Annotated in this window: 21 protein-coding genes; 11 read left to right on the plus strand and 10 right to left on the minus strand. The window is 65.0% G+C overall.

What is annotated here, in order from left to right:
* Positions 1 to 5 precede the first annotated feature (5 nt).
* From OB2597_RS14895 to OB2597_RS14905, 3 genes are all read right to left on the minus strand, one after another.
* The gene (locus OB2597_RS14895) at positions 6 to 947 is read right to left on the minus strand and encodes a class 1 fructose-bisphosphatase (protein WP_040609378.1); all 942 of its coding nucleotides are present in this window, start codon (positions 945 to 947) and stop codon (positions 6 to 8) included.
* A gap of 178 nt (positions 948 to 1,125) precedes the next feature.
* Positions 1,126 to 1,890, minus strand: coding sequence for an SDR family NAD(P)-dependent oxidoreductase (locus tag OB2597_RS14900; protein WP_009806425.1), 765 nt, complete (start codon positions 1,888 to 1,890; stop codon positions 1,126 to 1,128).
* 4 nt (positions 1,891 to 1,894) lie between these two features.
* Positions 1,895 to 3,115 carry an acyl-CoA dehydrogenase family protein gene (locus OB2597_RS14905; protein WP_009806426.1) on the minus strand — a complete coding sequence of 407 codons (1,221 nt, stop codon included), beginning with the start codon at positions 3,113 to 3,115 and terminating at the stop codon, positions 1,895 to 1,897.
* 150 nt (positions 3,116 to 3,265) lie between these two features.
* Here OB2597_RS14905 and OB2597_RS14910 point away from each other — a divergent pair, with 150 nt between their 5' ends.
* From OB2597_RS14910 to OB2597_RS14925, 4 genes are all read left to right on the plus strand, one after another.
* Positions 3,266 to 4,822 carry a class I adenylate-forming enzyme family protein gene (locus OB2597_RS14910; RefSeq protein ID WP_009806427.1) on the plus strand — a complete coding sequence of 519 codons (1,557 nt, stop codon included), beginning with the start codon at positions 3,266 to 3,268 and terminating at the stop codon, positions 4,820 to 4,822.
* Positions 4,823 to 4,905: 83 nt separating this feature from the next.
* Positions 4,906 to 5,676: an SDR family NAD(P)-dependent oxidoreductase gene (locus tag OB2597_RS14915; RefSeq protein ID WP_009806428.1), complete on the plus strand. Its 771-nt coding sequence runs from the start codon at positions 4,906 to 4,908 to the stop codon at positions 5,674 to 5,676.
* Positions 5,673 to 7,346, plus strand: a complete 1,674-nt coding sequence (locus tag OB2597_RS14920) for a long-chain-fatty-acid--CoA ligase (protein ID WP_009806429.1) — start codon at positions 5,673 to 5,675, stop codon at positions 7,344 to 7,346. Before OB2597_RS14915 ends, OB2597_RS14920 begins: the two co-directional genes overlap by 4 nt.
* 53 nt (positions 7,347 to 7,399) lie before the next feature.
* The gene (locus OB2597_RS14925) at positions 7,400 to 8,224 is read left to right on the plus strand and encodes an IclR family transcriptional regulator (protein WP_050759240.1); all 825 of its coding nucleotides are present in this window, start codon (positions 7,400 to 7,402) and stop codon (positions 8,222 to 8,224) included.
* Positions 8,225 to 8,239: 15 nt separating this feature from the next.
* On the opposite strand, the gene OB2597_RS14930 is transcribed toward OB2597_RS14925, so the two are convergent.
* On the minus strand, positions 8,240 to 9,205 hold the full coding sequence (locus OB2597_RS14930) for an NADPH:quinone oxidoreductase family protein (protein ID WP_009806431.1): 966 nt from the start codon (positions 9,203 to 9,205) through the stop codon (positions 8,240 to 8,242).
* A 234-nt stretch (positions 9,206 to 9,439) separates the two neighbouring features.
* Between OB2597_RS14930 and OB2597_RS14935 the strand changes: the two genes are divergently transcribed.
* Positions 9,440 to 11,083: a long-chain fatty acid--CoA ligase gene (locus OB2597_RS14935; protein ID WP_009806432.1), complete on the plus strand. Its 1,644-nt coding sequence runs from the start codon at positions 9,440 to 9,442 to the stop codon at positions 11,081 to 11,083.
* 68 nt (positions 11,084 to 11,151) lie between these two features.
* On the opposite strand, the gene OB2597_RS14940 is transcribed toward OB2597_RS14935, so the two are convergent.
* Positions 11,152 to 11,637: a MarR family winged helix-turn-helix transcriptional regulator gene (locus OB2597_RS14940; protein ID WP_009806433.1), complete on the minus strand. Its 486-nt coding sequence runs from the start codon at positions 11,635 to 11,637 to the stop codon at positions 11,152 to 11,154.
* 63 nt (positions 11,638 to 11,700) lie between these two features.
* Here OB2597_RS14940 and OB2597_RS14945 point away from each other — a divergent pair, with 63 nt between their 5' ends.
* The 3 genes from OB2597_RS14945 to OB2597_RS14955 all read left to right on the plus strand — a co-directional run bounded on the left by OB2597_RS14945 (position 11,701) and on the right by OB2597_RS14955 (position 14,302).
* Positions 11,701 to 12,195 (plus strand): PaaI family thioesterase, encoded by a 495-nt coding sequence (locus OB2597_RS14945; protein ID WP_009806434.1) that lies wholly within the window; start codon positions 11,701 to 11,703, stop codon positions 12,193 to 12,195.
* A gap of 2 nt (positions 12,196 to 12,197) precedes the next feature.
* Positions 12,198 to 13,364 (plus strand): MFS transporter, encoded by a 1,167-nt coding sequence (locus OB2597_RS14950; RefSeq protein ID WP_009806435.1) that lies wholly within the window; start codon positions 12,198 to 12,200, stop codon positions 13,362 to 13,364.
* An 83-nt stretch (positions 13,365 to 13,447) separates the two neighbouring features.
* Positions 13,448 to 14,302 carry a DMT family transporter gene (locus tag OB2597_RS14955; RefSeq protein WP_009806436.1) on the plus strand — a complete coding sequence of 285 codons (855 nt, stop codon included), beginning with the start codon at positions 13,448 to 13,450 and terminating at the stop codon, positions 14,300 to 14,302.
* A 93-nt stretch (positions 14,303 to 14,395) separates the two neighbouring features.
* Here the strand turns inward: OB2597_RS14955 and OB2597_RS14960 are convergent, their stop codons facing one another.
* The 5 genes from OB2597_RS14960 to OB2597_RS14980 all read right to left on the minus strand — a co-directional run bounded on the left by OB2597_RS14960 (position 14,396) and on the right by OB2597_RS14980 (position 19,376).
* Positions 14,396 to 15,103, minus strand: coding sequence for an ABC transporter ATP-binding protein (locus OB2597_RS14960; protein ID WP_202944581.1), 708 nt, complete (start codon positions 15,101 to 15,103; stop codon positions 14,396 to 14,398).
* Positions 15,100 to 15,867 carry an ABC transporter ATP-binding protein gene (locus OB2597_RS14965; protein WP_009806438.1) on the minus strand — a complete coding sequence of 256 codons (768 nt, stop codon included), beginning with the start codon at positions 15,865 to 15,867 and terminating at the stop codon, positions 15,100 to 15,102. Before OB2597_RS14965 ends, OB2597_RS14960 begins: the two co-directional genes overlap by 4 nt.
* Entirely contained in the window at positions 15,864 to 17,132 is a 1,269-nt protein-coding gene (locus tag OB2597_RS14970) for a branched-chain amino acid ABC transporter permease (RefSeq protein WP_009806439.1), read from the minus strand. Before OB2597_RS14970 ends, OB2597_RS14965 begins: the two co-directional genes overlap by 4 nt.
* Positions 17,129 to 18,061, minus strand: a complete 933-nt coding sequence (locus tag OB2597_RS14975) for a branched-chain amino acid ABC transporter permease (protein ID WP_009806440.1) — start codon at positions 18,059 to 18,061, stop codon at positions 17,129 to 17,131. Before OB2597_RS14975 ends, OB2597_RS14970 begins: the two co-directional genes overlap by 4 nt.
* A gap of 79 nt (positions 18,062 to 18,140) precedes the next feature.
* Entirely contained in the window at positions 18,141 to 19,376 is a 1,236-nt protein-coding gene (locus OB2597_RS14980) for a branched-chain amino acid ABC transporter substrate-binding protein (protein ID WP_009806441.1), read from the minus strand.
* A 143-nt stretch (positions 19,377 to 19,519) separates the two neighbouring features.
* Between OB2597_RS14980 and OB2597_RS14985 the strand changes: the two genes are divergently transcribed.
* From OB2597_RS14985 to OB2597_RS14995, 3 genes are read left to right on the plus strand one after another with little or no spacing between them, the layout of a single operon-like run.
* Positions 19,520 to 20,725, plus strand: coding sequence for an acyl-CoA dehydrogenase family protein (locus OB2597_RS14985; RefSeq protein ID WP_009806442.1), 1,206 nt, complete (start codon positions 19,520 to 19,522; stop codon positions 20,723 to 20,725).
* Positions 20,726 to 20,737: 12 nt separating this feature from the next.
* Positions 20,738 to 21,862, plus strand: coding sequence for an acyl-CoA dehydrogenase family protein (locus OB2597_RS14990; protein ID WP_009806443.1), 1,125 nt, complete (start codon positions 20,738 to 20,740; stop codon positions 21,860 to 21,862).
* Positions 21,863 to 21,873: 11 nt separating this feature from the next.
* Positions 21,874 to 22,335, plus strand: a complete 462-nt coding sequence (locus OB2597_RS14995) for a MaoC family dehydratase (RefSeq protein ID WP_009806444.1) — start codon at positions 21,874 to 21,876, stop codon at positions 22,333 to 22,335.
* Position 22,336: the final 1 nt, after the last annotated feature.

Consider the following 22,336-nt stretch of genomic DNA (forward strand, 5'->3'; position numbering starts at 1 on the left):
CGGGCCTATCCGTGCAGCTCCGCGATCCGGTCGACCTCCTCGGCCGAGCCGAAGACGAAGGGGCGCCGCTCGTGCAGTTCTTCTGCCGTCAGGGACAGGATCGGCCGCGTGCCGTCGGTCGCCTTGCCGCCAGCCTGCTCCACGAGGAACGCCATCGGCGCGACCTCGTAGACCATGCGGAGCCGGCCGTTGCCGTAACTCGGCCGCGCATCAGCCGGATAGAGGAAAGTCCCGCCCCGCGTCAGGATCCGGTGCGTCTCGGCCACCAGGGATCCCACCCAGCGAAAGTTCATGTCCTTGCCCTTCGCCCCCTCCCGGCCGGCCTCGCACTCTTCCACATAGGCACGCACCGGCGCGGTCCAGTGCCGTCGGTTGGACGCGTTGATCGAGAACTCCTTGGCGGCTTCGGGCAGCGCCATCCTGTCCTCCGACAGCACGAAGGATCCGCTGTCGGGGTCGAGAACGAACAGCATCGTGCCCGCGCCGAAGGTGACTGCCAGAAGCGTCTGGGGCCCGTAGGCGATGTACCCCGCCGCGATCTGGTCCGACGCCGGACGCAGAAAGCTGGCTTCGGCGCTTTCGGCGGCCGCGAAGACCGAGAAGATCGTGCCGATGGTGACGTTGACATCGATATTCGAGGACCCGTCCAGCGGATCGGTCGCCAGCGCATACCCACCTTCCGGGTCCAGGGTCAGCACGGTTTCCTGTTCTTCGGAGGCATAGTACCGGACACCGGTCCCCCGGAGCGCCGCCTCGAACATCTCGTCCGCCATGACGTCCAGCGCCTTCTGCTGGTCGCCGTCGCTGTTTTCCCCGACCCCGGCGCCGAGCTTGCCTGCCAGCGGGCCCTTGGCGATCACGCGCGAAAGCTCGGCACCGGTCCGGCACATGGCTTCGATGACGGGGCGCAGATGTTCCGGGATCAGGGCTGGATCGATGGCGAGCATGGGGTCCTCCGGGTTCGGGTCGTCGCGGTTATGCCCCATTCCGCGCCGCGGCGGAAGCGCCGGCGGACCGGGCCGGGGGGTTTTCCCCGGCCGTTCCCGGGCTGGCCTGTCCCTCGGCGGTGGCAGAATGCGATGGAGGCGGCGCCCGTCCCGCGGGTCGCGTCGCCGGCCGCTCCGGTCAGGCGAGCGACTGACCGCCGTCCGCGATGATCAGCTGCCCGTTCACATAGCCCGACATCGGCGAGGCGAGCCAGAGCGCGGTCCCGGCGATCTCGTCGACCGTGCCCATCCGCCGCAGCGGGTTGGCACTGTTGATCCGCTCGATCCGGTCCGGGTCCTCCCAGAGGGCCCTGGCGAAATCCGTCTTGATGAGACCGGGGCCGATGGCGTTGACACGGATGTTCTGCGGCCCCCATTCCAGCGCGAGCGCCCGGGCGACGGCCGCATCCGCCGCCTTGGTGACGCCATAGGCGCCCAGCGTCGTCGATCCCTTGATCGCCGCGACGGAAGAGATGATCACGACCGCACCGCCGCCATTCTCCGCCATTCGGGGCAGCACCATCTTGCACATGGTGTTGATCGTCCGGACATTGGTGACCAGCATCTTGTCGAAGACCGCGTCGTCCAGGTCCTGCATCGGACCGTAGACGGGGTTGATCGCCGCATTGGGCACCAGCACGTCGATCCGGCCCCATTCGCGGATCGTCGTGTCGACGAGGTTCTGCAGGTCCTCCGGATTGCCGATATGGCAGGGAACGACGATCGCCTCGCCGCCCTTTTCACGGATCGCCTCGGCCACCGGTTTGCAGGCCTCGCGCTTGCGCGACGAGACGACCACCCTAGCCCCCGCCTCCGCGAACATTTCGGCCATCGCGCGGCCGATCCCGCGCGACGACCCGGTGATCACCACGACCTTGTCCTTCAGTCGAAGCAGATCGGTCATGGCCTCAGTTCCGGTACTGCTTCAGTTCGAGCTTGGCCACGGTCTCCCGGTGCACCTCGTCCGGACCGTCGACGAGGCGCATGGTCCGGGCATTGGCGAAGGCCGAGGCGAGCGAGGTGTCCTGGCTGACACCGGCGGCACCGTGAACCTGCATGGCGCGGTCGATCACCCGCTGCACCATGTTGGCGGCGACCACCTTGATCATCGCGATCTCCTTGCGCGCGGTCTTGTTGCCGACAGTGTCCATCATGTAGGCGGCGTGCAGCACGAGCAGGCGGGCCTGTTCGATCTCCATTCGGCTCTCCGCGATCCAGTGCTTGGTCACGCCCATGTCGGCGATCCGCTTGCCGAAGGCGCTCCGGCCCATGGCCCGCTCGCACATCATCTCGAGCGCGCGCTCCGCCTGGCCGACCGACCGCATCGCGTGATGGATGCGGCCCGGTCCGAGCCGGCCCTGGGCGATCTCGAAGCCCCGGCCCTCGCCCAGCAGGATGTTCGACGCGGGCACCCGCACATCGGTATACTCGACCTCCGCATGACCGTGCGGCGCATGGTCGTAGCCGATCACCGAGAGCGGGCGGATCACCTTGACGCCGGGCGTGTCGAACGGAACGAGGATCATCGACTGCTGGCGGTAGGTCTCGGCTTCCGGATCGGTCTTGCCCATCAGGATCGCGATCTTGCAGCGCGGGTCCATGGCACCCGACGACCACCACTTGCGCCCGTTGATGACATAGTCGTCGCCGTCCCGGACTATCCTGGTCTCGATGTTGGTGGCATCCGACGAGGCGACCCCCGGCTCCGTCATCGCGAAACACGAGCGGATCTCGCCGTCCAGCAGCGGCTTGAGCCAGGTCGCCTTGTGCTCTTCGGTGCCGTACATGAAGATCGTCTCCATGTTGCCGGTGTCGGGGGCCGAGCAGTTGAACGGCTCGGACCCGATCGAGGAGCGGCCCATGATTTCGCAGAGAGTGCCGTATTCGAGGTTCGTGAGACCCGCGCCCTTGTACTCGCCCGCGTCATGCGTGAGGAACATGTTCCAGAGGCCGGATTCGCGCCCCTTGGCCTTCAGCTCCTCCATGATGGGGACGGGCTGCCAGCGGTCACCCTCCGCGACCTGTTGCTTATAGGTCGTTTCGGCCGGGTAGATGTGATCATCCATGAATTTCAACAGGGTTTCACGCATCCGTTTGGCGCGATCCGAAATCGGGAAATGATCGTACATGGCAGGTCCTCCTCGTGGCTCGCGGTAATGGACACGGCTTTCTCAGGCAAGTCAACCTGCGGAAAGGTGTTCCGATAAGCGGAATATTGACCCCGTCTTTCCCGACGATAAGATGCCGCCATTCAAGGTCGGCAGCGGGAGGAGCGGATCGTGACGAACGATCAATCGACAGGGGTGGCACGCCTGACGCCCAAGGTGATCGAGGGCGAGGAGCTGGTTCGCTTCGGTCCCCGCATGAAGGAGAACGCCGAGGTCCACGGCTCCAAGCCCTGCGTCATCGACGAGATCGGCACCATGAGCTGGGCCGAGTTCGGCGACCTCGTCGCCCGGATCGCCGGACGGCTCCGATCCATGGGGATCGGGCCGGGCAGCATGGTCGCCTCGCTTGCCGAGAACTCGGCCAACAACGTCGCCATGTACGCGGGCGTATTGTACGCGGGCGCCTGCATGGTGCCCCTGCCCTTTTCCGCGACAGAAGCGGCCCTGGTCAAGGAACGCGCCGACTGCGGCGCCACGCTTCTCTTCACCACGCACCAGTTCCGCGCCACGGCCGAGAAACTGGGCGCCAGCGAGATCGTGGACCTTGCCGAAATAGAAGCCTGGGTGGGCGACGCTCCGGCGATCGATCCGGTGCCCGTCACCGACGACGACCTGTTCGACATGATCTATTCCAGCGGCACCACCGGCACGCCGAAGGGGATCGTGCATGATCACCGGTTCCGGTCGCGTCAGTTCTCGCGCACCTCGGCCTACGGGCTCGAGGCGGATGGCGTGCTGATGCTGTCGACCCCGCTCTATTCCAACACCACGCTGGTGGCCGCCATCGCCGGCCTCGTCCGGGGGGCGACGCTGGTCACCATGGCCCGGTTCGACACCGTCCGTTTCCTGGAACTCAGCGAACGGCACCGCGCGACCCATGCCATGCTGGTGCCGGTCCAGTACATGCGACTGATGGATGAACCGCGCTTCGACGAGTTCGACCTGTCGAGCTATCAGTGCAAGATGTCCACCTCTGCTCCGCTGCCGGGCGTGCTGATCGCGCAATGTATGGAGCGCTGGCCGGGCAACATCCTTGAATTCTACGGCATGACCGAAGGCGGGCCCGCCACCGTGCTCGACTGCGCCGCCCATCCGGACAAGTGGGACACCGTCGGCCAGCCGCAGCCGGGAGCGGACATGCGAGTCATCGACGAAGAGGGAAATGAACTTCCCTACGGCGCCTACGGCGAGGTCGTGGGCCGGTCGGGCTCGATGATGCCGGGCTACCACAACAACCCCGAAAAGACGCGCGAGGCGACATGGGTCAGCCCCGAGGGGGACCATTTCGTGCGCACCGGCGACATGGGCCGGTTCGACGAGGACGGGTTTCTCCACCTCCTGGACCGCAAGAAGGACATGATCATCTCGGGCGGGTTCAACATCTATGCTGCCGATCTCGAGGCCGTCCTGCGCAAGCACCCGGACGTGGCCGATGTCGCCGTGATCGCCATCCCTTCGCGCGAATGGGGCGAGACACCTCTCGGCCTCGTGGTGCCCAGACGGCCGGAGGCCGATGCCGAAGCCATCCGCGACTGGACCAATGACCAGCTGGGCAAGACACAGCGCCTGTCCCGCATCGAATTCCGCCAGGATTTGCCCCGCAGCGAGATCGGCAAGATACTGAAACGCGAGCTTCGCGCCCCTTACTGGGAAGGGCAGCCGGCGTAAATCCGCATTGCGGAAGCTAATTCCAACAATATTGATCGGCGCCGAAAGCTGTGCCATCGTTCGATAATTCGGGAGGACGGAACGTGAGATTTCAGGGCAGGGTCGCGATCGTAACCGGGGCTGGCAGCGGCATCGGGCGTGCGACCGCGCGGCGGCTGGCATCCGAGGGCGCAAACGTGTGTCTCGTCGATCTGAACGAGGCCGGGTTGACGGAGAGTCTTCCCGAGGGCGATCACATGACCATGGCCTGCGACGTCTCGGACGAGACCCGTGTCGAGGCGGTCATAAAGGCCGTGATGGACAAATGGGGCCGGATCGACGTCGTGGCCAACAACGCCGGCATCGCCTGCACCAAGGAACCGATCACCGAAAACGCCATGGATGTCTGGACGAAGGTGCTGGGCGTCAACCTGATCGGGGTGGCGAATTTCATCAAGCACGCCGGCCGGGTCATGTGCGATCAGGGCCACGGGGCGATCGTGAACACCGCCTCGGTCGCCGGGATACGGTCCGGCGCCGGCGGCAATGCCTATTCCGCCTCCAAGGCCGGGGTCGTCAACCTGACCCAGACGGCCGCCTGCGACCTCGGCGGCTTCAACGTCCGGGTGAACGCAGTCTGCCCCGGGCTGATCGAGACGGGCATGACCCGGCGTGTCTTCGACTATGCCCGCGAGCATGGCAAGGAAGAGAAGTTGGGATCGCGCTGCGAACTGCGTCGGTACGGCCGGCCCGAGGAAATCGCCGCCGCGATCTGCTTCCTCGCCTCGGACGATGCCTCCTATATCACGGGGCAGGCCCTGCCGGTCGATGGCGGCAACACGGCCTCGCTCAATCTGCCCGGCATGAAGGTATGACGGACCTGCACTTCCAGCACTGGCCGCCGGGTCTGCCGCATCGCATCGACGTCCCGAAGCAGTCGATCGCACAGAACCTCATCGATACGGCCTCCCGCCTGCCCGACAAGGTCGCGATCCACTACTACGGAACGCAGATCTCCTATGGCGATCTGCTGGAACGGGTTGAGCGCCTCGCCGGCTGGCTTCAGGCGCAGGGCGTTGCCCGCGGCGACCGGGTATTGCTCTACATGCAGAACTCGCCGCAATGGATCATCGGCTACTACGCGATCCTGCGGGCCGATGCCGCCGTGATCCCGGTCAACCCGATGAACCACCGGGCCGAGATCGAGCATATCGCGCGCGACACCGGGGCGCGCATCGCCCTCGTCGGATCGGAGATCCTCGACCATGTGCGCCCGCTGATCGACACGCGCGATCTCGACCGGATCGTCGTCGCCGCCTATGCGGACATGGCCGATCCCGACAGCGACCTCGAGATGCCCGACAGTCTCGCCGGGATGACGGACGAGGGCATCACCGGAGCCGGCCTGACCCGCTGGACCGATGCCCTTGCTGGCGATGCAGCCCCCGGCCCGCTGCGCTCCGGCGCGGACGACCTCGCGATCATCCCTTATTCCAGTGGCACCACCGGACATCCCAAGGGGTGCGTGCACCACCACCGCTCGGTCCAGGCGACGGCTCAAGCCTACAAGTACTGGAGCCCTTTCACCGAAGAGACGACCCTGCTGGCTGTCCTGCCGTTCTTCCATGTCACGGGGATGCAGAACTCGATGAACGCGCCGATCCTGACCGGCGCCACGTTGGTGTTGATGTCGAGATGGGACCGCGACCTCGCCGCGGAACTGATCCGGCGTTACCGGGTCAACATGTTCAGGTCCATCACCACCATGGTGATCGATCTGCTGAACGCGCCGCATTTCGACAGCTACGACCTGTCCTCCCTGCGCACCATGGGCGGCGGCGGCGCGGCCATGCCCGAGGCCGTGGCGGCCCGGCTGAAGGACCTGACAGGGCTGGATTTCGTGGAAGGTTACGGCCTAACCGAAACCGCCGCCGCCACGCATATCAATCCGCCGCAGGCGCCGCGCCGGCAGTGCCTGGGCATCCCGATTTTCGACGTTGAGTCCCGCGTGCTCGACATCGATTCCGGCGCCGAACTGGGCCCGGGCGAGAGCGGCGAAATCGTGACACACGGGCCGCAGGTCTTCGAGGGATACTGGAACAACCCCGACGCCACGGCGGCGGCGTTCATCGAACTCGGCGGCAAGCGATTCTTCCGGACCGGGGACATCGGCCATTACGACGCGGATGGCTTCTTCTACATGTCCGACCGGATGAAACGGATGATCAACGCGTCGGGCTTCAAGGTCTGGCCGGCCGAAGTCGAAGCGTTGATGCACCGCCATCCCGGTATATCCGAGGCCTGCGTCATCGGTGCGCCCGACGCCCGCAGGGGCGAGACGGTCAAGGCTTATGTGGTACGCCGCCCTGATGCCGGGAACCTGTCCGAGGCCGATGTCATCGCGTGGTGCCACGACAACATGGCCGCCTATAAATGCCCGAAACACATCATTTTTAGGGATAGCCTGCCCAAGACAGGGTCGGGCAAGGTAAAGTGGCGGGACCTTGCGGAGGCAGAGGCGACACGGGCGGGTGAACAGGGATAGGGTCTCCGGAGCGGTTCGCGCAGACACCTGCAGCGGGCGCGGAGGAAAGGAAAATGGTGCGGAAAAGAGCAACCGATAACACGTTGGACGCCGGCGAGCGTTCTGACAGTGACCGCCAGTTCGTCACGGCCCTGCACCGCGGTCTCGAGATCTTGCGGGCCTTCCGGCCGGCCGACAAGGCGGGACTCGGGAACTCCGAGCTTGCCGAACGCACGGGCCTGCCGAATTCCACGGTGTCGCGCCTGACCTTCACGTTGCTGAAGTCCGGATACCTCGTCTACGACGACGGGACCGGACGCTACCGTATGGGCGTGCCGGTCCTGTCTCTCGGCTATGCCTGTCTGGCGGGAATGCAGGTCCGGGAAACCGCACAGGTCTACATGCAGGAACTCGCCGACAAGGCGGGCGACGGCGTGCTCGTGGCCTTGGGCGGGCGCGACGACATGTCGATGACCTACATCGCCGCCGCCCGGTCCAAGGGCGTGATCTCTCTGCAGCTGTCCGTCGGGTCCCGGATTTCGCTCGCCCGGTCGGCCATCGGTCAGGCCTATATCGCAGGCACGAACGAGGTCGAGCGTGCCGAGATCGTGGACCGCATTCGCACCCGCTATGAGCCGGACAGGGTGAACGAGATCCTGGACAGTCTCGACGACGCGCGCGAGCAGGTTCAGAAAAAGGGCTTCTTCTGCATGATGGGCGGCTGGCAGCGCGACGTGAACGCCGTGGCCGTGCCCTACCGCAGCCAGCAGCCCGACACGCCGATGCTGGCCTTCAACCTGGGCGGCTACAGCTTCGCCCTTCCGAAGGAGCGGCTCGAGAACGACCTCGGGCCGCAGCTTGTCGATCTCGTCCGGATGGTGAGCCGGGTCGGATACTGACTCGGCCCGCGCCCGTCAGGGCACCAGGGCGATCTTGCCGACCGCGCCCCGGTTCATGACGCGCTTGAGCACGTCAGCCGCGTCGGCCAGCGGGTAACGCCCTTCGATCAGCGGCTTGACCTTACCCTCGGCATACCAGCCGAACAGTTCGTCCATGTTGGCCAGATAGGCCTCGGGCTCGCGGCGGGTCCAGTTGCCCCAGAACACGCCGACGACCGAGTATTCCTTGACCAGGGTCAGGTTCACCGGCAACTGCGGGATCTCTCCGCTGGCGAAGCCGATGACCAGCAGGCGGCCATTCGGCGCCATGAACCGCGAGGCCGCCTTGAAGGCGTCGCCACCGACAGAGTCATAGACGACGTCCGCCCCCTTGCCGCCCGTCAGCGCCTTCACCTCGTCCTTGAGGTTGTCGTATCCGATGACGTGATCCGCGCCTTGTTCCGTGGCGATCTTCTGCTTCTCGTCCGAGGAACAGACGGCGATCACGGTGGCGCCCATGACCTTGCCGATCTGGATCGCGGCCGTCCCCGTGGCGCCGGCCGCGCCGAAGATCACGAGCGTTTCGCCCGGCTGGATGTTCGCGCGCTGCTTGAGCGCGTGGTGCGACGTGCCCCAGGCGATGATCATCGCGCAGGCATCCGCCGCATCCATGCCCTCGGGCAGGGAGAAACAGGTCCGTTCGCTGCCCACGGCCATCTCGGCATATCCGCCCGAACAGTAGGTCACGACCCGGTCGCCCTGCCGGAAGCGGGTCACGCCGTCGCCGACCGCGACGATCTCGCCCGCGACTTCGCTGCCCGGCGTGAACGGACGGTCGGGCTTGGACTGGTAGAGCCCCTGCACGATCAGCCCGTCGGGATAGTTCACGCCGGCCGCCTCGGTTCTGATCAGGACCTGACCGGGCCCCGGCCGGGGATCGGGCACGTCCTTGTAGTCCAGATCATCAAGCGGGCCGAATTCCTTACACACAATTGCTTTCATCATTGCCTCCCTCGTGGGCGCCCGGAGCGGCGCCGCGTTCACGACAATACCTACCTCATCTAGAAACGTATGCCATTGGAAACAGACATATTTCGGCATAAACACCGTGATTTTCCGCACGGCGGGCCGGTAATTTCCGCCTTGCGAACGAACCTTGCGTCAAACTGCGGAATTCCCTTCCACCTCTGGGTCGCGGGCGTTAAGTTTCCCGGGAGATTACGGGAGGATTTTGCCATGAAAGGCATGATGATGCACCAGCCTCTGCTGGTGTCGGAAATTCTTGAATTCGGTGCCGGCGCTTACCCCAAGGCCGAGATCGTGTCGGTTCGCACCGAGGGCGACATCCATCGGGAAACGCTGGTCGAGTTCCGGGAACGCACCATCCAGCTGGCACACGGGCTGAAGGCGCACGGGGTCGAGCTGGGGGACCGTGTCGCGACCCTCGCCTGGAACGGCTACCGGCACATGGAGCTCTACTACGCCATCTCGGGGATCGGGGCGGTCTGCCACACGATCAACCCGCGCCTCTCGGCCGAGCAGATGATCTATATCGTCAACCACGCCGAGGATAAGGTGCTTTTCCTCGACACGACCTTCGTGCCCCTGATCGCTGCGGTGAAGGACCATCTGCCGAAGGACATGACCTATGTGATCATGACCGACAAGGCGCACATGCCGGACGCCCCCTTCGAGGCGCTCTGCTACGAGGACCTGCTCGAGGGACAGCCGACCGAGATCGAATGGCCTCTCTTCGACGAGGAAACGGCCTGCGGCCTGTGCTATACCTCGGGCACGACCGGAAACCCCAAGGGCGCGCTCTATTCGCACCGCTCTACCGTGCTGCACGGCATGATGATGTCCGTCATGCAGACCACGACCTTCAACGAAGGGCTCAGCGTCTTGCCCGTCGTCCCGCTCTTCCACGTCAACGCCTGGGGGCTGCCCTATTCCTCGCTGCTGTCGGGCATGAACATGGTCATGCCCGGCCCCGCCCTCGACGGGGAAAGCCTGTTCAAGCTGATGGACCAGGAAAAGGTGTTCTCGGCCTGGGGCGTCCCGACGATCTGGCAGGGCCTGCTGGGCGAGATCGAAAAACAGGGCCGCAAGCCCGAGGGGTTCGGCGATGTCGTGATCGGCGGCTCGGCCGCCCCCCGCTCGATGATCGAGGCCTTCGAGAAGATGGATGTCAGCGTCGGTCACGCCTGGGGCATGACCGAGATGTCCCCGGTCGGCACGCACGGGATCATGCCCAAGTGGATGGAGAACGAACCCTTCGACACGCGCATCGACTACAAGTCCAAGCAGGGCCGGCGGTGCTTCGGCGTCGAACTCAAGCTCGTCGACGAGGACGGAAACCGCCTGCCGCACGACGGCAAGGCGGTCGGCGAACTCTACGTCCGCGGCAACACCGTCGTTTCGGGCTACTTCAAGAACGAAGAGGCGAGCGCCAAGGCCCTGGACTCCGAGGGATGGTTCGGCACCGGCGACGTGGCCACCATCGATCCGAACGGCTTCCTGTCGATCCAGGACCGTGCGAAGGACCTCATCAAGTCCGGCGGCGAATGGATCTCGTCGATCGATCTGGAGAACATCGCCATGGCCCATCCCGCGATCGCCCAGGCGGCGGCGATCGGCGTCGCGCATCCCAGATGGGACGAGCGCCCGATCCTGGTGGCGGTGGCCGCCGAGGGGGCGGAGAAGCCCGATCTCGACGAGGTCCGCGAGCATCTGAGCGAACATTTCGCCAAATGGCAGTTGCCCGACGACGTCGTCTGGGTCGACAGCATTCCGCTTACCGCGACGGGCAAGTTCTCGAAGCTCAACCTGCGCAAGCAGCTGGCCGACTACAAGCATCCGGAACTGCGCGAAACCGCCTGAGCCGCACATCCATGACGAGATCGACGGGCGCCCCTGTGTGGCGCCCGTCTTCTTTTGCACTGCCCTTGTCAGTCCTGCGGATCATCGGCCCCGGACACGGCGAGGCCGTTGATGCCCGAGATCAGCCGCGCGATATCGGCATGGCGCCTGGCCTGATCCGCCTCGACCTCTCGCTGGGCGGCGGACCAGTCCTCGGCCGCTGCGACAAGCCGTGAATTGCCGGCCTCCGTCAGCGCCAGCACCTTCTTGCGCTTGTCCATATCGTCCGGCTGCGACGTGACCAGCCCCGCCCGTTCCAACGGCATCAGGCCGCGCGACAACGCCGACTGATCCATCTCCATCAGATCGGCGATCTTCTGGACGGTGGGTTTCCGAAGGTGGCGGATCCACGCCAGCGTCGCCAACTGCGAGATCGTCAGGCCATGATCCGCCAGCGCGGCATCGTACAGGCGCACCAGGCGGCGCGAGGCCCTGCGCGTGGCCAGGCAGTAGCAGGAGCCCGAGAGCAACTCGGCAAGAGCGGGTGTTTCGGGGGCGTCTCTAGTGTCGATCATATCCTCTTGACCCATGCATATGCATGGATTTACCTGTATATGCATAAAATCAAGGAGTACCTTATGTTCGATCCCGCGCCAATCCCCGACTACAACGTTGGTACCGCTGACATTTCCGAAGTCCTGAACAGGACCGGCCAGGATCTGATGCAGGGAATCATCGACGGAGACCAACCGGCGCCGAGTATGGCCCGGACCATGCGCCACTGGATCGCGCGGGTCGAAGAGGGCGAAGTCGAATTCCGCGGCGAACCCTCGGCCGAGGTGCTCAATCCCGGCGGGCTGGTGCATGGGGGCTGGGCCATGACCCTGCTGGACAGCGCCCTGGGCTGCGCGGTGCAGACCACGCTGGAAAAGGGCGTCACCTTCGTTTCGCTCGACACCTCGGTGCGGTTCGTCCGGCCGATCACCCCGGAGACCGGGCAAGTCCGGTGCATCGGTCGCGTGCAATCGCGCGGCAAGCGCATCGCAACGGCCGAGGGCGTGATCGAGGACCGCACGGGCCGGGTTCTCGCCACCGGCACCACCTCGTGTTTCATCCGGCCGCTGGGGCATTGAGCATGCCGATATTCGTTCTCATGCTGGCGCCTCTCGCCTTCACCACCGGGGTCTTCGTCTTCGCGGGCGTGCTGACCCCCATGGCGGAGGACCTCGGCGTCAGCGTCGGCGCGGCAGGTCAGCTGCAATCGCTCTTCACCATAACCTGCGCCATCTGCGGACCTGTCCTGGCCCTGCTGACCGGTCGCTTCGACCGCAAGAGGCTACTGGTCCTGTCGCTGGTCTATCTCACCGTGATGAACGCGGCCTCTGCCGTGATGCCGGGGTTCGTCGGACTTGCCGTGACTCGTGCCCTGACCGGGGCCCTCGGCGCGCTCGCCCTGCCCCTTGCCTCAACGATCGCGGTCGCGCTCGCCGGGCCCGAGCGCCGCGCGCGTGCGCTGGCGATGGTCTATGGCGGGATCACCCTGGCCTTCCTGTCGGGCATCCCCCTCGGCTCGGCCATCGGCGAGATCTACGGCTGGCGGTCGAGCTTCTGGCTGGCGTCGGGTCTGTGTGCCGTCGCCGGGCTGATGACCGCGCTCTTCGTCCCGCGCACGCCCACACCGCCGGCGGTCCCGAAAGGCGCCTTCGGCGCGGTGCTGAAATGGCCGACCACCGGCTATCTTCTGGTCACGCTGTTCGCCTTCGCCGCCATATTCGTGGTCATCGGGTTCGTCCGGCCCGTCGTGTCGGCGCTGACGGGATTCGACGGCCGGGGCGTCGGCATGGTGCAGATGGTCTCGGGCGTGGGGAGCTTTCTCGGCCTCGTCATCGGCACCCGCATGGTCGAACGACCCGCCGGAAGCCCCTTGATCCGGCTCTTCTGCGCCATCGCCGCCGCGCAGACCGTCTTTGCCGTGGCCCTGATCGGCGGCTGGACCGGACCCGCGGGGCTCGCGGGCTCGGTCGTCGCCATGCTCATCGGATCGACATCGCTCTTCGCGACGGCCCCGATCGTGCAATCCCGCCTGGCCGAGGCCGCGGGACCGGCCGCCACGCTCGCCTTCGCGCTGAACGGGTCGATGGTCTACCTCGGGCAGGGCATGGGGGTCGTTCTGGGCGGGGCGATGCTGTCCTCGGTCGGTCTGACCTACATCAGCACCGCCGGTATCGCCCTGGCCGCGACCGGCCTCGTGATCGCCCTGAGGCTGAAGGCGCAGCGCAACCTCCCGTTGCCGGCGCAATAGCCCCGGGCCGGACCCCGCCCCGCGAACGGACATGCGCGGGGCGGGCGTTTGACAAGCCGCGCTGGATAGGATCATGAGGGGCGATGCGCGACCTGCCCCCTTTCCCCGCTCTGATGGTGGTCCTGGCCATGGCCTGCATCGTTCTGGGGGATACCGGCGGCAAGACCATGACCGCTCAGGGCATCAGCCCCTATTTCGCCGCCTGGGGACGCTTTGCCCTTGCCGCCGTCGCGCTGGCTCCTTTCGCCGGGCTGAGACGGGCCGATCTCCCCGCCTTCGGCGACTGGCGCGTCCTGCTGCGCACCGGTCTCGTGGTCGCCGGCATCACCGCCATCCTCACGGCGCTCAGGACCGAACCGATCGCCAATGTCTTCGGCGCCTTCTTCGTCGGGCCGGTCGTGGCCTATTTCGGCTCGGCCCTGCTGTTGAAGGAACGGGTCACCCTGATCCGCGCCCTGCTGCTTCTGGTCGGCTTCGGCGGCGTGCTGCTGGTGGTGAAACCCGGCTTCGGGATGTCCTTCGGCATGGCGATGGCGCTGCTGGCGGGTACGTTCTACGGCAGCTATCTGGTGGCGACCCGTCTGATCGCGGGCGTCTACCGACCGCGTCTTCTTCTGCTGTCACAGCTGGCGATCGGCGCGGTGGTTTTGACGCCCCTGGCCGCCGTCATCTGGCCCGCGACACTGCCGCCGGGGTTCGCCTGGGCCTTTCCCCTCTCCGCGATCGGATCGGCCATGGGCAACTACCTCCTGCTGATCGCCAGCCGCAGTCTTCCGGCCAACGTGGTGGCGCCGCTGGTCTATTCGCAGATCCTCTGGGCGATGGTTCTGGGCTTCGCCGTCTTCGGAGACTGGCCCGACAGCCTCGCCCTGGCGGGACTGGTGATCATTTTGATCTCGGGCCTGCTGGGGCTGCGCCTCGCGGGCCGGGGGCGCTGAACCGACACCTGTCACGACCGTGCATGTCTTTGCCGGAGCGTCGTCCGCCAGACAAAAAGGGCGGGCACAACCGCACCCGCCCCGAAAGCCCGGTCACACCTCGAGCCATTCCTTCCGCACGTCTTCGCGCTCGGCGAATTCCGCCGGGGTGCCGCCATAGACGATCTCACCGTGGCCCATGACATAGACCCTGTTGGCGATCCTCAGGGCGATCGACAGCTTCTGCTCGACGAGCAGGATCGCGACACCGGTCTTGGCGATCTCGGCGATCGTGTCGCCGATCTGCTGCACGATCTTGGGCGCGAGCCCCTCGGTCGGTTCGTCGATGATGATCAGCTCCGGGTCGCCCATCAGCGTCCGGCACATCGTCAGCATCTGCTTTTCCCCGCCCGAAAGCACACCGGCCGGATTGTCGGCGCGGGCCCGCAGGTTGGGGAACATGTCGAGCATCTGGTCGATGCTGTACTTGCCCGGGTTCTTCATATCCTTCACGCCGAGCACGAGGTTCTGGCGCACCGTCATCGACGGGAAAATATCCCGGCTTTCAGGCACGTAGCCCAGGCCGAGGCGGCTGATCTTGTGGCTTTCCAGACCCGAGATCGGCTGCCCCTTGAAGAGGATCTCTCCCTTGGGTGCGACCTCTCCCATGATGGCCTTGGCGGTGGTGGACCGCCCCACCCCGTTGCGGCCCAGAAGCGCGATCACCTCGCCCGGCATGATCTCCATGTTCACGCCGCGCAGCACGTGGGACTTGCCGTAGAAGGCATGAAGGTCTTTGACTTCAAGCATTGGCTGGGTCATGCGGTTTCCTCCGGCAGGGCCTCGTCGCCGAGGTAGGCTTCGCGCACCTTCGGATCGCCACGGATTTCCGATGGCGGCGCCGAGGCGATGATTTCGCCGTAGACCAGAACCGAGATGCGATCGGCGAGATCGAAGATCACGCCCATGTCGTGTTCCACGATCACCAGCGTCTTGCCTTCGCTCGACTTGCGTATCAGCTCCACCGCCCGGTCGGTTTCGGAATGGCTCATCCCCGCCGTCGGTTCGTCGAGCAGGATGACATTCGCTCCGCCCGCGATGGTGATCGCGATCTCGAGCGCGCGCTGGTCGGCATAGGGCAGCAGCGCGGCCGGCGTATTCGCCTTGTCCACGAGGGCGCAATGCTCGAGCACCTCGAAGGTCTTCTCCTGCACCGCCTTCGAGGAGGTCACGCTCTTCCAGAACGAATACCCCTGTCCCAGGGAATGCAGGACGCCGCACCGCACGTTTTCGCGCACGGTCATGTTGGCGAAGATGTTCGAGACCTGGAAGGACCGCGACAGGCCCATCCGGTTGATCTCGTGGGGCGGCACGCCGGAGATCAGCGTGCCGTTGAGCGAGACCGTGCCCGACGTCGGCGTGTAGAGCCCCGAGATCAGGTTGAACAGCGTCGACTTGCCGGCCCCGTTCGGGCCGATGATCGCGTGCCGCTCGCCCTTGGCGATGTCGAGGTTCACGTCGTTGATGATCTGGGCCGGGCCGAAGCTCTTGCTCAGGTTCTTCAGTGAAAGCGCAGGTGCGGTCATGCCGGCATCTCCTCTTTCTCGCGGCCGAGGTAGCGGAGGATCGCTGCCCCCGCCACGATCGGCACCACAATGACGATCCATGTCAGGATGCTGTCGTGACCAAAGTGCATGCCGTAGGGCTCGAACACCTCGCCCCAGCCGTTGGACCAGCGGATCGACACTTCGACGAGGACGATCAGGCCCAGCAGCATCAGCAGACAGCCCGCCAACTGGATCAGCGTCCGCTTCAGGAATTCACCCGACTGCGCGCCGCGCAACCCGTCCCAGAAGCCGAAGACGATACCGGCAATGCCGCGCGGGGCGTACATCACGATGATCACGAACATCAGACCGAGATAGAGCAGCCAGGCCTCGGTGAAGTCGGACATCATCGAGGACATGTAGGTCAGCAGGATCGCCCCCATGATCGGGCCGGCGAAATAGGTGATGCCACCCACATAGGCCATGATCAGGACGAAGCCCGAAGGGATCAGCGACAGGGCCTCCGGCGTGAAGATCTCGTAGTTCACTGCGGACATGCCGCCGGCAAGACCGGCGAAGGCGCCCGAGATGGTGAAGACCAGCCACCGCACCCGCGTCGGGTTGTAGCCAATGAACTGCACCCGCTGCGGGTTGTCGCGCGTCGCCTCGGACAGACGGCCGAGCGGCGTCCGCGTGAAGGCGTACATGGCGACGATCCCGACAACGGTCCAGAAGGCCATGAACCAGTAGATGTCCTGCATCGGCCCCATGGACAGTCCGAAGACCTCGGGGCCGTTCATCCGGTCGCCGTTGATCCCCTGCTCGCCGCCGAAGAGGCTGTCGAACATGAAGGCGCCCGAGAAGACGAGTTCGGCCACGCCCAGCGAGATCATCGCGAAGGTCGTTCCCGCCCGCCGGCACGAGAAGGACCCGATCACGGCAGCCGCCAGACCGCCCGCGACAAAGCCCATCACCGGCAGGAAGAAGGTCGGGTAGCTGCCCCAGATACCGGATCCCTCCTCGATCCAGTTCATCACGTGCATGCAGAAATACCCGCCGAGCCCGAAATAGACAGCATGGCCGAAGGAGAGCATGCCCCCCTTGCCCAGCAGCATGTTGTAGGCCAGCGCGAAGACGATGTTGATCGCCATCTGGTGGATCAGCGTCAGCATCGTGCGCGAGGGGTCCGTCATCGGAATCGCGAGGATGATCGCGACGAAGATCAGGATCGGCAGGGTGCGCTGGCGGAACTTGGCCCCGGTCGACGGGGCGAGATCCGCGTGGTTCTGGGTTGCGTCGCTCATAGCTCTTGCTCCCCCATCAGGCCGCGGGGTCTGAAGATCAGCATCAGGACCAGCAGCAGGAACGGCATCACGGGTGCCAGCGAGGATATGGTGATGTCACCGATTTCCGAGGTCGGACTGAGCCCGGTGAACCAGAAGATCTCGGCGAAGGAGGCGTTGATACCCACGGCGAAGTTCTGGATCAGGCCGATCAGCAGGGAAGCCAGGAACGCCCCCTCGAGCGACCCGATTCCGCCGACGACCACCACCACGAAGACGATCGGCCCCATCTGCACCGCCATGGCCGGGTCGGTGACGAAGATGTTGCCCGCGATGACGCCGGCAAGACCCGCCATCGCACAGCCGATCCCGAAGACGGTCATGAAGATCAGCGGCACGTTGTGCCCCAGGTGACCCACCATGTGCGGATGGGTCAGCGCCGCCTGGATGATCAGGCCGGCCCGTGTCTTCTTGAGCAGGTACCACAGCCCGATCAGCATGCCGATCGCGATGAACAGCATGAATATCCGGTACGCCGGAAAGGACGCGCCGTAGATCGTGAAGGCGGGGAAATTCAGCAGATCGGGGATCCGGTAGTCCACGGCCGTCTTGCCGTAGACGATCTTGACGATCTCCTCGATCAGGTAGGCGAGGCCGAAGGTGAACAGCAGTTCCGCGACGTGCCCGTTGGCGTGGACCTTTCGCAGCCCGTAGCGCTCGACCACGGCGCCGACCAGCCCGACGAGGACGGGGGCCACGAAGAGCGCGATCCAGAAGGTTGTGGATCCGGAAATGGTGAAGGCGAAGTAGGCGCCCAGCATGTAAAAGCTTGCATGCGCGAAGTTCAGCACGCCCATCATGGAAAAGATGAGCGTCAGGCCAGACGACAGCATGAAGAGCAGGAGCCCGTAGATCACGCCGTTGAGCAGCGCGAATACGATCGTTTCCATGTCGACCTCTCAGGTGTAGTTGGGGCGCCGCGCGGACCTGCACGGCGCCCCTGTCAGATGGTTCAGACGGCGCCCGAGATTACGGCTTCTCGGGGCGTTCCATCTCGCAGGTGGTCGGCTGTTCGGCGACCGACGCGTCGATCTCGCCGCCCTCGACGACCTTCCAACCCAGCTCGATGTTGTCGACGCCGTATTTCACGTCATCCGACACGGTCGAGATGTAGAGGTTCTGCTGCGCCTGGTGGTCTTCCGCGCGCATGGTCACCGGCCCGTAGGCGTCCTGGTGCACCATACCTTCCAGTGCGTAGGCGACCGCGATCGGATCGACGGAGCCGGCCTTCTCGGCCGCTTCCTTGAACATGCGCATCGCGACATGGGCCCGGTGATAGTAATAGTCGTACTCGGGGAAGCGTTCCTTGTAGGTCTCGATCAGCTCGTACTGCTCATCCGAAGCCTCGAGGTTCGTGATGCCTTCCGAGACCTGGTAGAGCAGGTCCATCGCACCTTCGCCAAGCGCCGACACGGCCCCGAGCGAACCGCCGTAGAAAGTCATGTAGGGAATGTCGGAGCCGGACTCGGCCGCTGCCTTCATGAGCAGCTGCATGTCGGCGCCCCAGTTGCCGGTGATGACCGCGTCCGCCCCGGACGAGATGATCTTCTGGATGTAGGGCGTGAAGTCCTTGACCTTGCCGAGCGGGTGCAGTTCGTTGCCGACGATCTCGATGTCGGGACGCTTCTCGGTCAACTGGCTTTCTGCCGCAGCGGCGACGGCCTGGCCGAAGATATAGTCCTGCCCGATCAGGTAGACCTTCTTGATGTCGTCCTGCGAGCGGATGTAGTCGGTGATCGCCGCCATCTTCATGTCGGCATGCGCATCGAAGCGGAAATGCCAGAACGAGCAGCTTTCGTTGGTGAAGGCCGGCGTGACGGCGGCGTAGTTGAAGAACAGGACCTCGTCGCCCGGGTTCCGCTTGTTGTGCTTGTTCACCGCATCGATGATCGCAGCCGCCACAGAAGAGCCATTGCCCTGGAAGATGTAGCGCGCGCCGCTGTCGATGGCCTTCTGCAGCTGGACGAGCGATTCCTTCGGATTGACCTTGTTGTCATAGCCGGTCAGCTCGATCATCTCGCCGTTGACGCCGCCGGCTTCGTTGATTCGCTCGGCTTCCAGCAGGTAGCTGGTGTAGGCGGCCTCACCCGAGGGACCGAAGGGACCGGACAGCGGATCGATGAACGCCATTTTGATTTCGGCCTGCGCCGCGGTGACGGCAACGGCAGAGACAGCAGCCGCGAGAGCGGCAGTTTTGATGGACATGAATTTCCTCCCGTTTCGAACGGCCGGGTACTGACCCCGACGCATTTCTGGGGCCGATCAAAAGGTTTCCGGGCCGCCTTGTCAAGCAAACTGTGAAATTCTATTCTGCACTGCAAAACATCACCCGTCTGGGAGGAGCGGATATGGCGTCGTTTTCGGACGACCTGGACCAGTTCAGGTCCGAGGTCGCGGCTTTCATTGCCGAAAAATGCCCACAAAAACTAAGGGATATGCCCGCTAATGAGCGGACGATCTGCTGGGGCGGCAAGCGCTTCAACTTCTCGTGCGATGAGCAGCGAATCTGGATGGAGAACGCGGCCGAGGTGGGGCTGACCGCCCCCCGCTGGCCAACCGAATATGGCGGCGCCGGCCTGTCCCGCGCCCAGGAAAAGATCTTCCGCGAAGAAATGGCGAAAGCGAACGCGCCTTCGCCACTCGAAAGCTTCGGCCTCTGGATGCTCGGACCGGCCCTGCTGGCCTTCGGCACGCACGAACAGAAGCTGAAATACCTGCCCGAGATCACCAACGGACGGGTCCGCTGGTGCCAGGGCTACTCGGAACCGGGTGCGGGTTCGGACCTCGCATCGGTGCAGACCCGCGCCGAGGACAAGGGCGATCATTGGGTGGTGAACGGCTCCAAGATCTGGACCTCCTATGCGAACAAGGCCGACTGGATCTTCGCCCTGGTCCGCACCGACAGGGAGGCGCCCAAGCACAAGGGCATCTCGTTCATGCTGATCGACATGGAGGCCGAGGGCGTCTCGACCAAACCGATCAAGCTGATCTCGGGTGCCTCGCCCTTCTGCGAGACCTTTTTCGACAACGTGACCGTTCCCAAGACCGACGATGAGGGCAACTCGCGCATCGTCGGCGAACTGAACCGCGGCTGGGACGTCGCCAAGCACCTGCTGACGCATGAACGCGAGATGATCGGCGGTGGCGGCTCGGGCGCGGCGGGCGGCATCCTCGGATCACGGTCGCTCGGGGCCTTCATCGACACCCTGGACGAGACGCTGATGGACGACCCGGTCATTCGGTCCCAAACCATGGAACTGGAGATCGACACGCTGGCCATGGGAATGACGCTCGAACGGTACAAGGACATGGCGAAACAGGGCGGCGTCGGCCATGCCTCGGCAATGCTGAAGTATGCCGGCACCGAACTGAACAAGCGCCGCTACGAGGTTCTCATGTCCATCACCGGCTCCGAAGGCGTCGAATGGGACGGAGAACACGGGTCGCTCGCGCCGGAATGGCTGCGCACCAAGGCGAACTCGATCGAGGGCGGAACGAGCGAGGTGATGCTCGACATCCTGTCCAAACGCGTTCTCGAACTGCCCTCCTCGTAAAGGAATATCGACATGGTTACTTCGCTTGTCCCGACCGAGGATGAAGTCATGCTGCGCGATGCGGCGCGCGGGTTCCTGCAGGAATCTTCTCCCGTCAGCGCCTTCCGCGCCAACCGCGACGCCGGCCGGACCTACGATTCCGGCCTCTGGAAGGAAATGGCCCAGATGGGCTGGACCGGGGTCCTCCTGCCCGAGGATGCGGGCGGGTCGGACATGGGGCATCGCGCCGCCGGCATCCTGAGCGAGGAGATGGGCGAGGTGCTGGCCGCCTCTCCATTCATCTCCACCGCCGTGATGGCCGCGACCGCGCTGAAGGGTGCCGCGAACGACCGGCTGACGGGTATCGCGGACGGCTCTTCGATCTACGCGCTGGCCGTGGACGAGGGGCCGAAACACGCGCCGCTCCGGACGGGTCTGAAGGCCGAGAAATCCGGCAACGCCTTTCGGCTGTCCGGCCGCAAGGTCTTTGTCGCCGATGGCGCCGCCGCGACGCGCGTGCTGGTGCTGGCCCGGACGGCCGGAAGCCCCGGAGAGGCTGAGGGCCTGACACTGTTCGATCTGGACGCCGACCGTGCGGGACTGAGCCGCAGCGCGAAGCACACGATCGACGAACGTGATCATGCGCAGCTTGATTTCGACGCGGTCGAGGCCACCGGCGACGACGTGGTGGGCGAGGTCGACGGCGGCATGGCGGCCCTCGCCACCGCTCTGAAGGCAGGGCAGGCCGCGCTCTCGGCCGAACTCCTCGGCGTTTCGGCAGGCGCTTTCGGCATGACCACCGGCTACCTGAAGGAACGCAAGCAGTTCGGTCGCACGATCGGTTCGTTCCAGGCGCTCCAGCACCGCGCCGCACACCTGTTCTCGGAAATCGAGATCACCGCCTCGGCCATCGCCAATGCGGGCCGGATGATGGACGAAAGCCCCGAAGACGCCGAAATCGCCGTGTCCATCGCCAAGGCCCGCGCCACCCAGACCGCAAAGCTCGCAGTGAGCGAGGGCGTGCAGATGCACGGCGGCATCGGCATGACCGACGAATTCGACATGGGCTTCTTCATGAAGCGCGCGCGCGTCGGCGCCGAATGGCTGGGCGATTATGGCTATCACGCCGCCCGCGTCGCCGCCGCCCGCAGCTTCTGAAAGGACCCCACATGAGCAAGACCGTCACCCGGGAAGAATTCGAAGCCCTGACCGGCCAGGAGATCGGTGTCTCCGACTGGTTCGAGATCACGCAGGACCGGATCGACACCTTCGCCGACTGCACCGAGGACTGGCAGTACATCCACGTCGATCCCGAGAAGGCGAAGGAGACGCCCTTCGGCACGACCATCGCCCACGGGTTCCTCACCCTTTCGATGCTGTCGGCGATGGTATACCAGATGCCAGCGATGGAGGGCGTCACCATGGGCGTCAACTACGGCTTCAACAAGCTGCGTTTCGTTTCGCCCGTGCCCGTCGGATCGAAGATCAGGGGGCGGTTCGTTCTGGACAAGTTCGAAGAGATCCGGCCCGGCGAGGTCCAGACGACCACGACCGTGACGGTCGAGATCGAAGGCAAGGAAAAGCCCGCACTCGTCGCCGAGTGGCTGGGCCGCAGATATTTCGGAGGTTGAA

Source organism: Pseudooceanicola batsensis HTCC2597, from assembly GCF_000152725.1.
Classification (GTDB): domain Bacteria; phylum Pseudomonadota; class Alphaproteobacteria; order Rhodobacterales; family Rhodobacteraceae; genus Pseudooceanicola; species Pseudooceanicola batsensis.

Bases quoted from the DNA above. Each gene is read 5' to 3' on its own strand.
- OB2597_RS14895 (WP_040609378.1), bottom strand. From the start codon at position 947: ATGCTCGCCATCGATCCAGCCCTGATCCCGGAACATCTGCGCCCCGTC.
- OB2597_RS14900 (WP_009806425.1), bottom strand. From the start codon at position 1,890: ATGACCGATCTGCTTCGACTGAAGGACAAGGTCGTGGTGATCACCGGG.
- OB2597_RS14905 (WP_009806426.1), bottom strand. From the start codon at position 3,115: ATGTACGATCATTTCCCGATTTCGGATCGCGCCAAACGGATGCGTGAA.
- OB2597_RS14920 (WP_009806429.1), top strand. From the start codon at position 5,673: ATGACGGACCTGCACTTCCAGCACTGGCCGCCGGGTCTGCCGCATCGC.
- OB2597_RS14925 (WP_050759240.1), top strand. From the start codon at position 7,400: ATGGTGCGGAAAAGAGCAACCGATAACACGTTGGACGCCGGCGAGCGT.
- OB2597_RS14930 (WP_009806431.1), bottom strand. From the start codon at position 9,205: ATGAAAGCAATTGTGTGTAAGGAATTCGGCCCGCTTGATGATCTGGAC.
- OB2597_RS14935 (WP_009806432.1), top strand. From the start codon at position 9,440: ATGAAAGGCATGATGATGCACCAGCCTCTGCTGGTGTCGGAAATTCTT.
- OB2597_RS14940 (WP_009806433.1), bottom strand. From the start codon at position 11,637: ATGATCGACACTAGAGACGCCCCCGAAACACCCGCTCTTGCCGAGTTG.
- OB2597_RS14945 (WP_009806434.1), top strand. From the start codon at position 11,701: ATGTTCGATCCCGCGCCAATCCCCGACTACAACGTTGGTACCGCTGAC.
- OB2597_RS14950 (WP_009806435.1), top strand. From the start codon at position 12,198: ATGCCGATATTCGTTCTCATGCTGGCGCCTCTCGCCTTCACCACCGGG.
- OB2597_RS14955 (WP_009806436.1), top strand. From the start codon at position 13,448: ATGCGCGACCTGCCCCCTTTCCCCGCTCTGATGGTGGTCCTGGCCATG.
- OB2597_RS14960 (WP_202944581.1), bottom strand. From the start codon at position 15,103: ATGACCCAGCCAATGCTTGAAGTCAAAGACCTTCATGCCTTCTACGGC.
- OB2597_RS14965 (WP_009806438.1), bottom strand. From the start codon at position 15,867: ATGACCGCACCTGCGCTTTCACTGAAGAACCTGAGCAAGAGCTTCGGC.
- OB2597_RS14970 (WP_009806439.1), bottom strand. From the start codon at position 17,132: ATGAGCGACGCAACCCAGAACCACGCGGATCTCGCCCCGTCGACCGGG.
- OB2597_RS14975 (WP_009806440.1), bottom strand. From the start codon at position 18,061: ATGGAAACGATCGTATTCGCGCTGCTCAACGGCGTGATCTACGGGCTC.
- OB2597_RS14980 (WP_009806441.1), bottom strand. From the start codon at position 19,376: ATGTCCATCAAAACTGCCGCTCTCGCGGCTGCTGTCTCTGCCGTTGCC.
- OB2597_RS14985 (WP_009806442.1), top strand. From the start codon at position 19,520: ATGGCGTCGTTTTCGGACGACCTGGACCAGTTCAGGTCCGAGGTCGCG.
- OB2597_RS14990 (WP_009806443.1), top strand. From the start codon at position 20,738: ATGGTTACTTCGCTTGTCCCGACCGAGGATGAAGTCATGCTGCGCGAT.
- OB2597_RS14995 (WP_009806444.1), top strand. From the start codon at position 21,874: ATGAGCAAGACCGTCACCCGGGAAGAATTCGAAGCCCTGACCGGCCAG.